The sequence below is a fragment of the Niallia sp. 03133 genome, from assembly GCF_052663225.1.
In genome coordinates this window covers 25,035-39,275 of record NZ_JBQTCY010000022.1, presented here as the reverse complement: position 1 = coordinate 39,275, position 14,241 = coordinate 25,035, and the positions used below count along the sequence as shown (strand labels likewise).

Annotated in this window: 10 protein-coding genes; 6 read left to right on the top strand and 4 right to left on the bottom strand. The window is 31.9% G+C overall.

Annotated elements, in window-relative coordinates; all coding sequences use genetic code 11:
* The first annotated feature begins 80 nt into the window (after window positions 1-80).
* Both ACTYBU_RS21910 and ACTYBU_RS21905 read left to right on the top strand, forming a co-directional pair.
* The gene (locus tag ACTYBU_RS21910; RefSeq protein ID WP_445493113.1) at window positions 81-2,498 is read left to right on the top strand and encodes a sacsin N-terminal ATP-binding-like domain-containing protein; all 2,418 of its coding nucleotides are present in this window, start codon (window positions 81-83) and stop codon (window positions 2,496-2,498) included.
* Window positions 2,499-2,518: 20 nt separating this feature from the next.
* A complete protein-coding gene (locus tag ACTYBU_RS21905) occupies window positions 2,519-3,484 on the top strand; it encodes a TIR domain-containing protein (protein ID WP_445493112.1) in 966 nt (321 codons plus the stop codon).
* Window positions 3,485-4,109: 625 nt separating this feature from the next.
* Here the strand turns inward: ACTYBU_RS21905 and ACTYBU_RS21900 are convergent.
* From ACTYBU_RS21900 to ACTYBU_RS21885, 4 genes are all read right to left on the bottom strand, one after another.
* A complete protein-coding gene (locus tag ACTYBU_RS21900) occupies window positions 4,110-5,594 on the bottom strand; it encodes a recombinase family protein (protein WP_445493110.1) in 1,485 nt (494 codons plus the stop codon).
* A complete protein-coding gene (locus tag ACTYBU_RS21895; RefSeq protein ID WP_445493108.1) occupies window positions 5,591-6,973 on the bottom strand; it encodes a recombinase family protein in 1,383 nt (460 codons plus the stop codon). The genes ACTYBU_RS21900 and ACTYBU_RS21895 overlap by 4 nt, the downstream gene beginning before the upstream one ends.
* A gap of 237 nt (window positions 6,974-7,210) precedes the next feature.
* On the bottom strand, window positions 7,211-7,372 hold the full coding sequence (locus ACTYBU_RS21890; RefSeq protein ID WP_445493106.1) for a hypothetical protein: 162 nt from the start codon (window positions 7,370-7,372) through the stop codon (window positions 7,211-7,213).
* A 59-nt stretch (window positions 7,373-7,431) separates the two neighbouring features.
* Entirely contained in the window at window positions 7,432-7,572 is a 141-nt protein-coding gene (locus tag ACTYBU_RS21885; RefSeq protein WP_445493104.1) for a hypothetical protein, read from the bottom strand.
* Between the two features lie 734 nt (window positions 7,573-8,306).
* Here ACTYBU_RS21885 and ACTYBU_RS21880 point away from each other — a divergent pair.
* The 4 genes from ACTYBU_RS21880 (at window position 8,307) to ACTYBU_RS21865 (ending at window position 14,231) form a co-directional block, all read left to right on the top strand.
* A complete protein-coding gene (locus tag ACTYBU_RS21880; protein ID WP_445493103.1) occupies window positions 8,307-9,431 on the top strand; it encodes a hypothetical protein in 1,125 nt (374 codons plus the stop codon).
* Window positions 9,432-9,435: 4 nt separating this feature from the next.
* Complete coding sequence (locus ACTYBU_RS21875) at window positions 9,436-11,313, top strand: ATP-binding protein (protein WP_445493101.1); 1,878 nt, start codon at window positions 9,436-9,438, stop codon at window positions 11,311-11,313.
* 73 nt (window positions 11,314-11,386) lie between these two features.
* Window positions 11,387-12,469, top strand: coding sequence for a hypothetical protein (locus ACTYBU_RS21870; protein ID WP_445493099.1), 1,083 nt, complete (start codon window positions 11,387-11,389; stop codon window positions 12,467-12,469).
* 559 nt (window positions 12,470-13,028) lie between these two features.
* Window positions 13,029-14,231, top strand: coding sequence for an MBL fold metallo-hydrolase (locus ACTYBU_RS21865; protein WP_445493097.1), 1,203 nt, complete (start codon window positions 13,029-13,031; stop codon window positions 14,229-14,231).
* Window positions 14,232-14,241: the final 10 nt, after the last annotated feature.

Below are 14,241 nucleotides of genomic sequence, written 5' to 3'. Positions count from 1 at the left end.
GGATCGAGCTTACTCGACCTCATACAAATAGCTTTTATTTACTAGTAATTCAAATAATCACATAGAAGGAAGGTCACGTTTTGACAAAAGATAAATATTTCAAAATTGCATTAAATACTAGCACAAGTAAAATATACAATGAATTAAAAAATATAAAAGAATCTGATGAGGCAAAGAAAAATGAAATTCGACGCAGATGGATATGGGAATTAATTCAAAATGCTTCAGATTGTACACCTAGAGACAGTTCGATTAACATATCTTTAGAAATTGCGGATGGTAGAATATCCTTCAGTCATGATGGAACACCTTTTTCATATGATAATTTATTCTCGTTAATAACTCAGTGTTCTGAAAAACAACTATCTGAAGAAAAATTGACAGGGAAATTTGGTACAGGATTTATGTCTACTTTTTTATTATCAGAGATTGTTGAAATTGAAGGGACTTTTATTTGCGAAAATGGTATCTGGACTGATATGAATTTTACCATTGATCGTACTAATGGAGACTATCTCGATATTAGAAGTAAAACAGAAGAAATGTTAGGTAAGTTGGATATTTTAAACCGTAGCACTAATGAAGCTGTGGAGAAAACAAATAAAACAAAATTCATTTACAATCTAAACGGAACCCCTGAATCACTAGCAGCAGTAAAACAGGGGGTAGAAGATTTAATAGCAACATTACCCTATCTTTTGGCATTTAATCAAAATATAAATTCAATAAATTATAATGGCCAAATTTATGAAAGAGAAACTACCAATTCTTTCCCTTCTCCGTTAGATAGAATTATTTTCTCTATAAAGACTAACAATGTTGATAACGATACTCCGAAGTATATTCTCTATCTAAAACGGAACAACGTAACAATCGCTTGCCCTGTTACATATAATTTCGATACTAAATTATTATCTTTCTTAACTACTCCTGAGAATATGCCTAAGTTATTTTGTAACTTCCCATTAATAGGAAGTGAGGAATACTCATTTCCTATCATTGTGAATTCTGATCTTTTTGATGTTGAAATAGATCGAAACGCTATAAGAGATGGTAACGCAGAGAACAAAAAAATAATTGAAGAAGCTGTTTCTTTATATAAAATACTGATAGATTATTGCACTGATAATGTAAACACTAGAAGTGAATTCAACATATGTTTATTAAAAAATCGCCAGTATTCTGGTCTCCAAAAATATTGCTATGATGAAATTACTGGTTATATAGAGAAAAAGCCGCTTATTCCGATTAACAACCCTTCTTCTGATTACGAAAGAATGTCTTATTTAGATGATTCTGGGGACATTCAGATTCATCTACCGAAAGCAAAAAAGGGAGGCAATGACCTTTTATTTTGGGAATTATTTACTGATGGTGGGTACGTTAATATACCTACAAGAGAGACCTTCTTAGGTTGGAGAAAGGTATTTGGTGGTAACTACTATTTAAAACAGTTTAATTCGATGCTTAAAGAAATGAATATTACGGAATTTAACGGGTATTTCAAAGACGAATTTAAAACATGCGAATGGTTAAATAGATTTTATTCGTTATGGGTTGATGATGAGAGTATGGAAGAGGTAATTATATCTGCATTTGTTCCTACGCAAGAAAAGAATTTTCAGATGATCACCAATGTCTTTTACGATTCAAATATCAATGAAGAAATAAAAGCGATTTTATTTGAGTTAGATTCATCCTATAAAAAGAAGTTATTGAATCGTAACATTTCAGCATTTGATTCCTATTATCAAAATAATCCTTTGAAACTGAAAGATACAAAATCATGTGCTGACATAATAGAACTTAAAGTCACTGCTATTCTTTCAGAAGAGACTGTTAATCAAGCAGAGAGAACCAATGAAGTACAACTGACTTTTAATAAACTGACCGATTTCTTTTTGCAGGAACCTAAATTATCCGAAGATTTCCTTCCTAAGAGTCTATCCAAAAGAATGCTGTTATCTACACCTGAAGAAACTTTAAGAAGAATGAAAATTGCTGAAAAGGTTGAACGAAATGGAATAGATATGGAAGGTTTAGATGAACTCATAAGCAACCACCAGCAAATTAAAAATATTTTAGCAAACCCACAATTAGATCTCGAACAAATAAGAGCTTTATTAAAGCATGTTGTAACCTCTACGCCTGAAATGCGAAAGTATTTCGAGGCCTTATTAGAAAGAAGTGTTTCGAATGTCTATAGCTACTTAAAAAAATCACAGCGATATAGTCTTCCAACAACTTTAGATGAATGGAAAGCTAACCAATACACTGAAACGATATTCCCTATTAAAAAAGATGAAGAAGAACTAACAATTGTCATTCGTCCAACTGATGGTGACCAAATTATTTTTTATGATGAAGGAGAATTAGAAGTTCTTGATAGTACGGAGTATGAGTTATGGACAGATAACGGTACTGAGCAAAAGAACATAACATTGGGTGATCTTCTCAAAACAACAGGTATCTCAAAGATTCCTCTTAGGAAATTATAAAAGTCTGAGGTGTAACAATATTGAGAACAAAAGATGAAATTATACAAGCTATAAGAAACAGCGATAGAAATAACAAAATCTATATACACCCAGTTTTAACTACTGAAAAAGCAGCCAAATATATTGCTGCTTTCTCAAATGAAAACGGGGGCGATATTATATTGGGTGTACATGATGATGGCCAGACGCTGAGAGTTAAAAATTATTCAATCCCTTTCCAAGTAGAAAAAGCGTTAAAACTTTTAAATGTCAACGTAAACTATATATTTGAACCTTTTCAATTGGAAGGCAAGAAACTTGGTTATATTTCTATTGAAAAATCTATGGAGTTAGTCAAAGTAAATGGTACTCCTTATAAAATTCACCCGAATGGAGAATTAGCAGAAATGAAAACAAAAACCGTATTCCTTTCATATTGTCATGCTGATGCTGACCTTGCAAATATTGTTGAGGAAAGTTTAAATAAACATGATGATATTAGCGTAAGTAGAGACATAAACATAACTCAATATAGAGACGATTTGGATGAATTTATGAAAACAATTAGAAATCATGATTATGTCGTTTCAATTGTTACTAGTAAATATTTAGAATCTTTAAATTGTATGTATGAAATTACAGAGTTGATGAAGGATCATAATTTTAATGAAAAGCTATTGTTCATTATTGTTAACAAAGATGACGTTAAATATTATAGGGAAGAGAATGTATATGCAAATTTTGAAGCGGATATTTATAATTTTAATAAGCGTTTATCTTACATAACGTACTGGAATAATAGAGGGAAGGAAATGGAGAATGGCATTAAAAGTGCAGAACTTCCATCCGAAATGATTGCCGAATTTGCACTTGAAAAAAGAAAGTTGGTATCAATAATTCCCTCAACAAGTAGCTTTATGAGCTTATTACAAAATAAAATAGGCAGGTCATTTAATGATATTAAAAAAAATGATTTTAAGGATATTTTAGATGTAATCAAAGATTGATTATTGTAGATAAACCTAACTTAAAAAAACAACGAATCTCTCATACAAAGTGAAATGAAGTAAACCTTATTCTAAAAACTAATTAAAACTAATGTTCAACTAAGTTTTTCTCTTATTTCTATATTCAGATAAATAACTTCCAGTAAGTGACGAGTACCGTGTATATGCTCCAGTGAGAATGCTACTGAGTCCAGTGGGTGATGCTTAGGTCTTATATAGTAATCCAATTATATTTTTGTTTGACTGCTATCATTTACCCCTTTTATATTAAAAACCGCAGGACTACCAAGCCATTATCTTTGACATGGCTTGGTAACATCTGCGGTTTTCGCTTTTTATTTACAATATAATTCATCTTGATATTTTCATATTTGAATACTTTTAGTGAAAAATTATAAATTTATCTTGTGTTTAAAGTTTCGGTTTTTTGACCATAAAGTAAATATATAGTTCGGTTTTTTACCCATCTAAGAATTCTTAGATGGTCAGTTAACCGAAAGGCTACTCCCAAAAAGCGTTGATATCAAGGATTTTTGAGAGTAGGTGACATCAAACGTAGACGTTTAAATTTATTGTTGATATAAATTTCGGTTTCTTACCCAGTCCAATTCTCTCTTTTGCCAATTTATTCGGTTAGCTGACCAGTGGTCGCTTCTAATGTAACAAAAGGCGAAAGACGATAGCTGATTTGGATATCGTTGTTCTTTTCAAAATCAATAATGACTTCATCGAAGTACATGAGGAAGAAGACACGCAACTCTGTATCTGCAAAGTCGTAAAAGCTTTTTTGTATCAATTCTTTCATAAATATAGCAAGATAGTCATCTTCTTGTAACCGATTGATTTCATCCATTGTACTATTGATATACGCGATTTCATCTTGTAAGTGCTTTTGTGAGACAGTAAATGCTTCAGCTAAGAGCTTATTGGTAGCTATATCAGATTTAAGCATATTCTCATTATAAAGAGCTTTATCCAGAAGCTGTTTCAATTTATTTTTTTCCTTATGAAGTTTGGCAGACCAGATCTTCAGCTGCTCTCTGGCACTTGTTGCAAAGGTTGTTGATTGGTTAACCCACTTCCGTTGTAAATCGTTTAAGACAGCTTCATGAACCGGAATAATAGATGAAGTTTTTTTGCATTCTGTACAACGATAAATCATATATTGGCCCTTTTTGCCTTTTGGAGAATTGTCCTTAGCTTGAAGCAAGGAGCCACATTTTTTGCATTTTGCTATACCACGAAGATAATAAGGTGTACTCATTGTACCGAATCGTGCCTTCAATTCGCTGATTTGATTTACTAAATGAACAAGCGTTGGACTCACAATGGGTTCATGGGCATGTTTCAAGAGATCAATCTTGCTCTCTGGTTTGGGTTTGCTGATTCCATAGCTTGTTCTAACATTCCAAACTAGATGACCAGAGTAAACACGGTTAGATAGAACATATCCGATGGTGCTGCTATTCCAAAACTTAATGTTTTTAGTTGTTATCTTGCATTCGTTTAAATACTCGGCTATAAGATCTTGCGAGTGTCCTAGACTTGCAAGATAAAAGATGAGTTCTACAATGGGTGCATCTTCATTAGGATATAGTACTCCTTCTATCATGTTGTAGCCAACCGGTTCACGTGAGCCGGGGCGTTGGTTTTTACCTAGTAGAGTTCCGTGAGCGTCCTTTGCACGAACCGATTTTATTTCTGATTCTTCTGCAGCAAAAACGAGCTTAGCTTGAACAATAGGGTCATTTGGATTCCACTCACCGTCATATTGAGTGCTGAAGAACCTCACATAAGGGTACTCATCTTTAACGGGGATATAGACTTCATTATAGAAGTCAGTGATACTTCGGGTAATTCTGGATTCTTCATAGAAACAGACTGCCTCTGCTCCCTTCTCAATATCCTCAAGAATCAATTGGATTCCTTGACGTTTACTTGCATTATTGTGAAAAGCACTTGTGGCTTTGTCTGTGCGCCAAGCTACAATCTCCAGATTTTCTCTTTCAGCCAAGAGTAGTATTTGGCTTTTCTGAATTTCCAAAGAATGATTACCGTCTTGTTTTTTGTCTGAATAACGTCTATAGCTTGTTGAGGTTGTTTTACTCATGAAATTTCCAATTCCTTAGCAAAAGTTGATAGGAATAATTCAATACCAATATAATCTTCGTGAACAATAACCTCATGAACAAGCAATTCTACTAAGCGATGAACATCTTGTTTAGACAGATTGAGTTTTCCCTGTGACAAAATAGTATTCAGACTTTTAATCTCCTTACTTAGAGATAGTAGATCAACTAAATCTTGCCCTAGCTCTTTAGAGTTGTCCTTTAATAGTTGAATCTGATCCAAGTGTTTTGGAATTGCCGATTTGCCATCTTGGCCTAGTGTACATATCGCAAGTGAAGTATCAAGATATTTAGTTGTGATAAATCCCCTTTCATGTTCCAATCGTTTCTTTGCTTTAGCAATATATTTGGACATGACTTTATTGGCGAACTGTGCTGAAATAAATTCCGTGTGATCAAGTACAACATTGTTTACCGCTGCATTCAATTCATTAATGGTAATCATTATTCTTTTATGGTTAGCACTACATACGAAGTAACCTTCATCAAGTGCATTTTGCTGACGATGTTTCATTTCTTTTCCGCATTTGCCACATAATGCTGTTGTAATGAAAAGGTTACTAACCTCAATAAGCTTTTCTTTATAGATAGTTAGAAACTTATCTATCTGAGCCTTCGCCCCCAAATAAAGTTCCAGCCTAACCATAGGTTCTATATGCGCTAGTGGTTGCAATCCATTTTTCGATTCGTAATGTGCAGCGTAAAATGCATTTGTTAATATTCGCAGTAGTTTATCTGGTTGGTTTAACCCTTTACGACGTTTCATTAGGAAATGAAAGAATTCCTCTTCGTCTTTAACCTTACTAAAATCGGTAAATAACGTAATAATGGAATCGCGCTTTTCTTCATTTACGACATAATACACCTGTTTATCTTCTTTCATCCGTTTATAGCCAAAGATGCTGGAAGGATATTGTTTGCGAGCGTCATTGATACGAGTTCGAATATTTTCGCCTTCCATCTGCCCAAACATTCCATAAAACGCTTCTAGTGCTAACTTGTTACGGAATGGTGGTTCATTACTCGCTGTATAAATAACTTCTACGCTATATTTAATAAAAATCCGGGTGATATCAACGAATTCATAAAAGTTTCTAGCCAAGCGATCTCGCTTATATACAATTACCTTTTTAACTTTTCCTTCTTGTATTAAGCGGAGTAACTCCATTAACTTTAGTCGATCCTTCATTTTCAGCTTTGTAGCTGAAACGTCATGATCGGTTAGCTCAATCACAAAGTCCTCATTTCCATTTAGTCCTTTTGATTCAAGGTATTTTTTCGCTGCAGATAGCTGCAGTTCAAGACTTTGTGCAGCGGAACTTACCCGACCATATTTTGCAATTAAATTGTAATCCTCCATTTTTATTTCCCTTTCTATTATTATTTCTTACTAATAAATAAAGCCCGAAGTCTATAATCATCTCTGGTAATATGGTCCAACAAAGCCTTCTCAATAAAACGTTTGAACCATAGGTCCGAGTCTGATGATAGTTCCTCAGAGTAACTGACTCTTACGACACGATACTTCTCGGTCATACTTTCCCCTCCCATCAAGTATTTGCTAATCATCATTGACGGGAGGGGAAGTGTTTATACTTTACTTCTTTGAAACTTGCTTAATTGATTCCAGTTCTATATCAAGTGATAATTGAATGCCAGTCGGCACCTTTTCAGTTTGAAATTCTGCATTCTTCCGAGGTGCAATTATCATTTTTGTTTCATATCCGGGAATTTGAAGTTTTTTTATTATCTTGTTCATGCTTTTGTTCCTGTAAGTGGATGAACACATTTATGATAGATTTTGAGATTCCTAGTGATTCACAATGCTCTAGATATGGTTTTATCCAGTCCATATTTGATTTGAATTTCTTGTTCTCCACCTTGGGAGTCCTCCTTTCTGCTTGTTAATAGTGCAAATGGCCATTTACGAAATACATAATAGCTTGGGTTTTTCACCATTCAAAGACCTTTTAAGGCATTTTTTTAAAGATATTAATATTTAATGAGGTTAAAAGAGAATTTCCATTAAAACTTTTTAGTCAAAGCAAAGAGGATGATATGTGGGAGGAATTTCTCACTTTTCATTGGTCAAGTATTGAACAAGAAATAAAGCTACGAAGAGCAGAAATTGAAGAGAGTCAAATCGATGAATTATAGGTTTGTATATTGAAGCGGGGATTGATAATGAGTTTATTACTAATCCCTTTATAGAGAACCTAAAGCATTTTTTGTTAAAGGAAGTAGATGGTTAACGGTTGAAGCAATTGTAGATCTAGTACGAACCTACTCACAAAATGAGAGACAGGAACTTTTTGAAGAGGTAAAAAGTTATATCTAATATATAACGACGGATATGTAATGAATAATACAAAAAACAGAAGGAGTATTTTTATCTCCTTCTGTTTTTTTGACATACAAATTGCGCTAACAATTATGTTATTGTCAAATCTTGATAAAATTATACAGAAATCCACGTTTTTTATATGTGTGTAGTATTTAAATGGTATAATATTCCTATCAAATAAAACCAAGATAAAATGATAAACAACTTTAGCATAAACTTTGAGCTAAAGGATGATTTTGACCCTAATGAGTAGAAAAAGAGACATAAGTTGCGAAGATAATTTGTATATAAAGAAAAGCAAGAACCTAGTAAAATAAAATGCTAATAACTTATAAGAATGGTGGTTAATTTGGATTTAGAATTTATTCTTAGTGAATTACAAACACAAATTTCTGAAAAAAACGTGAATTTTTTAATTGGTTCGGGTGCATCTGTACCTTATTTTCCTTCACTTGGTAATATAGAAAAAGTATTAACAGATAAAGAGTGCAGTAACTCCGTTCGACAATTGATTTATTTACACTACTTTAATAACGTAATTGAGAAAAATTATGATTTAATAGATGACTCTGTTAAATGTGAATACCTTGTTACTAGTAACTATAAGAGGTTTATCAGAGGATTAATGAACACTATGAATTATAGAAATTCAAGATTATCTCCTAAACGAGCTAATATTTTCACGACTAATTACGATATGTTTTTTGAAAGAGCTATTGATTATGAACAGAGGAACAATTCATCGATAATACTTAATGATGGTGGAAATGGATACTTTTTAAGAACTTTGAGTTCGGAAAATTTCCACAAAACTGTTTCGCGTAATGGTGTATTTGATAATTATCATAAGGAACTACCTACTATTAATTTGATTAAATGTCATGGTTCAGTAAATTGGCTTAATCAATTGTCAGGAAGTCACGAAGTAATAGAAATTCGTAATGATTTAAAATTATTGGAGATAATCAGGAACGCTGCTAATAAGATAACTTTAGAAGAAAAAGATAAGAATTGTATAGATGATTTTCTCTGGGCAGATGAAATTAATGAGAGTTTAGATCTAAAAATCCATGAAATTGCTGAGATGAATTGGAGAACACTGGATTCATTTTTTAATGAATATAAAAAGCTTATGATTATTAATCCGGAAAAAAGCAAATTTAAAAATACAGTTCTGGATGAGTATTATTATAGTATGTTGCGGTTGTTAAGTTATGAGTTGGAAAAGCCCCAGACTATTCTAATAGTTTTTGGCTTTTCATTTGCGGATGAACACATCAGGAATTTAATTAAGAGGTCTTTTCATAATCCGGAATTACGAATTTATATATTTGTGTTTAAACATGGTTCGGGTAAGGGAATTACCCAGTTGTTAAACTGCGAATATCAAAAAAATGTTGTAATTATTGAACCTTCAGAAGATATGCCTCCAATAGACTTGTCGCAATTGAATAAACTACTATTTGGAGGTTAAGAGAATGACAATGTCACTTGAGGTAGGAAGTGTTATTGAAGTTAAGGGAACTAGGGTAAAAGTTCAAGTCTACAAAGAGATGAATCAATCATCCTTTATTTTTCAAGGTGAAGTAATAAGTAATATTTCTGTAAATGCATTTGTTATTATCAAAAAAGGATTTTTAGATTTGGTTGGTAAAATTGATGCTGAATATATTGAGGATTTATTAAATAATAAGAAGAGCCAAGAAAAAGATTATCGATATAACAAAGGTACAATTTCTAGAATACTTGAAGTGCAAATTTTAGGTTACTTGGACAGAAAGTCATTTTATAGTGGGGTAAAACAGTTACCTATGATTGGCAACCTCGTCTATGTACCTACTAAGCAAGAAATCTTAGATATATATGCAGGAATCAAGTCAGATATGTCAATAGGTAGTGAATTTAATATTACAATAGGTCAATCAATTTACGAAGATATTCCAGTGTCTTTTTCAATTAATTCTTTTTTTGCATCGCACATAGGGATTTTGGGTAATACAGGGAGCGGAAAATCAAATACTTTGGCTAAATTGTTCTATGAGCTAATTAATACCGTTGGTTCCGAAAGGTTAAGAAATAAAAGTTCATTTCACCTCATTGATTTTAATGGTGAGTATGCGCATAAAGGTGTTTTTGGATTAAGTGAATATGAATTAAAACTAATTGATCTAAGTAACAATGAAGAGGATAGAAGAGATAAATTAAGAATTATTCCAAGTTATTTTTATACTCCGGAGGTTCTTTCTGTCTTATTTAGTGCTAAAGAACAGACTCAAAAACCCTTTATTAAGAGACTTTTAAAAAGGATGAGTTATGCCCAAGAGAAAGGTTGGGGGTTGAAAAATTACTTTCCTAATTTATTTGCAAAATCCTTAGTACATTCTACAAAAGAGGTCTTTGAATTTATCAAAGAAGTAATTGAATATTTATCAATTGACTGGATGAGCGATGAGCACGAAAGCTTTCTAAACAAAATGAGAGCAATTGAATGGAATTCTAAATATAATAAATATTTTATTGGGTCATGTTATTTCGATACAGTCGATAATATTAAGAATACCTACAGTGATGAATCGGGGTTTGATTATCTAGTTCAATGGTGTACTGACATAGACGAGAAGGGCATGGGATGGTGTGATGATTTTATCATAAATTCCAAGCTACAGTTAGTAAATGATTTGTTAAACCGTTATGCACAGTTTGATCATATAAATCCTTTAATTCATAGGATTGAATCTAAAGTTAAGGAACTAGAACAAATTATAGAAATTACTGAAGAGGATAGAGATGAACATACTCCTATTATGACAATATACTCATTTAGGGATTGTAATTCTGATATTAAAAAAGTCATCCCCTCGTTGATTGCCAAAATGCTTTTTGATAACCAAAAGAAGCAAACTAAACAAGAAAAAATTGATAAAACGGTGCATTTAATTATTGATGAGGCACATAATATTCTTTCTAATCAGATAATGAGTGAGGGAAAAGGTTGGCAAAATTATCGTTTAGAATTATTTGAAGAAATCATAAAAGAAGGCAGGAAATTTGGTTTCTTTCTAACTATATGTAGCCAACGACCATTTGATATTTCACCGACAATTATTTCGCAAATTCACAATTATTTCATTCATAGACTAGTTAATAATAAGGATTTAGAAATGATTGATAATACTATCCCAACCCTAGATAGGGTCTCAAAGGCAGCAATCCCTTCTCTCGCAAGTGGAACTTGTATAGTTTCCGGAACAGCATTATCTATGCCGGTATTTATTCAAGTAGATCGTGTGCAAGAAGTAAAAAATAGGCCGAGAAGTGAGAATGTAAATCTTTACACACTTTGGGAAGTAAATTAGAAGTCCAGAATATAAGTTAGAGAATAGCTTGAATTTTAAAAGGAAAAGTTAAATATGGCTGAGGTAGAGATATATGCATGAGCAATTAGAATTAGATTTACTATTCAACAAGATAATAAGTAATTATAAAAGTTTAAGCGATAATGAATTAACAAGGCTAGTCCAATTAATTAACTATAAGTATTCGGGTAATGATCTTATTTTAAGTCAATTAACGAGAGTCGAATTGATTAGCTGCCTTGATGCCATTACTCGTGCAACATACGAGTTAACAAAGAGGAAAGGACTGTTTGATACATCATCAAAACACTACATACTATCCAATCTTGCAAAAGTAAGAGTGGGGTTAGAATCTTCCTCACGCAAAGAAATCTTTGCCAAGAACAATTTACTTATTGAGAATGAAATTGACTATAGAGGGACATATATCCTATTTAAGTTTTTTAATTTAGATGCAAAGCCAATACTTCTATTAAAACATGCTTATGGTTACGGTAGTATTACAAATTGGATAGAAAAAATACTGAAAGAAATAGAAGAAAATTATCTTACTAATATCGGATACAATATTATTCAAGACAATATTTCTATCTACTACAGAGATATACAGATAAGCGGGATGAATCCAATGTACGACAAAGTGATAGTTGAAGAGGATCTGAAAAATCCACAATGGGAAACTATAGATTCCGATTGGTTTGAAGAGATTTGGGCATCTGTAAGTATGGATCCTCCTGCAGCAGAGCCTATTTTCATACAAAAAAACCATCCCTACACTGCATATAAAAAAGTTAAAGAAATTCTGAATACTGCCCATAAGAAAATTGAACTAATTGATCCTTATATTGATGGCACGTTGTTTTCATTATTGGAAGAATTAAATTACAAGGGACCAGTTTGTGTTATCACTGAAAAGTTTCAAGGAGACTCAAAAATATTGTACGAAAAGTATAAAAGAGAGCGTAGTAATTTAGAAATTCAAATAAATAAGGGAAATCATGATAGATATGTAATTATTGATAGAAAGTTCGTATATTTATTCGGATCTTCAATTAATTCAATTGGAAATAAATCAACGACTATTGTTCCAGTAGAAAATGAAACTGTAAAGAGTAGTATTATAGAATATTTTGATGTCTCATGGAATAAGGAATAAGCTTATGAAAAAGCAAAAAAGCGTTCCCCGTATAATTGCAGTAACAGGTGAAGTAGGACTCTTTATGATGAATTTTTTATATTGAGTGTTTATATCTTTTCTAAAAGTAAATTGTTCGGTCACAATTTTAACAAGGAGAAATTTAAACTCCTTGGGTATGTAACTGTCAAGTAGTTTTGAACAGTTTTTGCTTCAAGAATTGTTCTTCTATTTACAGTATGTTTTATTCAAGAGAAATCTTATTTAACAGGGTCTGATTGTTATTGACAATTTTCACCAAGGGTATCAAAATAGTAATAAAGATACATATTCAATAGATTAGAATCCATCTATAAAAGCAGAAGTTTTAACTCCAATGGGAAACTTCTGCTTTATTTTTTGAGGAAATTAATTAATGGTTAAATAAAGGGATACGAGTAACTTATAAATATAGATTATGTGCGCTTGAGATTACAGACTTAGTGGCTTATTTTGTTACGTACTAACGTTGAAGACTCTCAAGAACTACACTTTGTTTATGGTACAGTTTAGTTTAAAGAAATTGGTGAGGGGATAAAATTTGATTAATGTAAAAATGTATCCTGCTGAAAATGGAGATTGTTTTTTAATCTCTCTAGGTGATGAAAACCGTAAACATTTGTTAATTGATTGTGGATATGCAGAAACATACCATAACTATTTAAAAGAGGATTTAAAAGAATTAAAAAAGCTAGGTGAAAAAATAAATTTATTTATTGTTACGCATATCGATGAAGATCATATATTAGGAGCAATGGCTTTTATTGAAGAAAATAATAAGTCTAAAATTATAGAAATAGAAGAAGTCTGGTATAACTGTTATAGACATTTACAAATGGAGAAGAACCACGGGGATTTAAGTGATAAAGAAAAAAGAATATTACAAAGAGAAATTGCATTAGGAGAATCATATGTAAAGAGAGAGTCAACTAGTGAGGTTAGTAAATCTGAAGTAAGCATAAGACAAGGTTCTACATTGGGTGCGCTATTGTTAACAGGGGGATATAAATGGAATAGTAGTTTTGAAGGTACAGCTGTATCACAAGATAATATTCCCAAACTTAAATTTGATGATGTAGTAATTAATATAGTTTCACCTAATAACGATAAATTAGAGAAACTGAAGAAAAAGTGGATAAAAGAACTTACAGACAAGAAATGGAATTTTAAAATTACAAAAGATCAGATATTTGATGATGCTTTTGAGTTTATGTTGCTAATGTATGAAGAGTTACAAATTGATAAAACAGAAGTTTCGTTAGAAGAAAGCATGCATACTGAATCAATAGAAAAAATTATTCAAAAGAAAATGAATATTGATAAATCACCTACAAATGGATCCTCTATAGCAATTTGTATTAATTATAAAGGGAAAAATCTTCTTTTTTTAGCTGATGGACATCCAGATATATTATATAAGAATTTATATAATTTAGGTATTGAAAAATTCGACTTAGTTAAAGTCCCGCATCATGGGAGTAGCAAGAATATGACGCTTGAACTATCAGAAATATTAAAAAGTAATAAGTACTTAATTTCTACTAATGGTAGAAAACATGCACATCCCAATGTAGAAACATTAGCGAAACTTATTTTTGCAAATAAGGATATGAAAAAAGAACTTTATTTTAATTATGAAACAAGCACGTCTAAATGGATTTGTTCAGAAGAAATTAAAAATATCTATAATTTAGAAGTGGTTGTGGGAAATGGTTCATCACCTATGAATATAGTTGTAGATTAGGAGTGAAGTA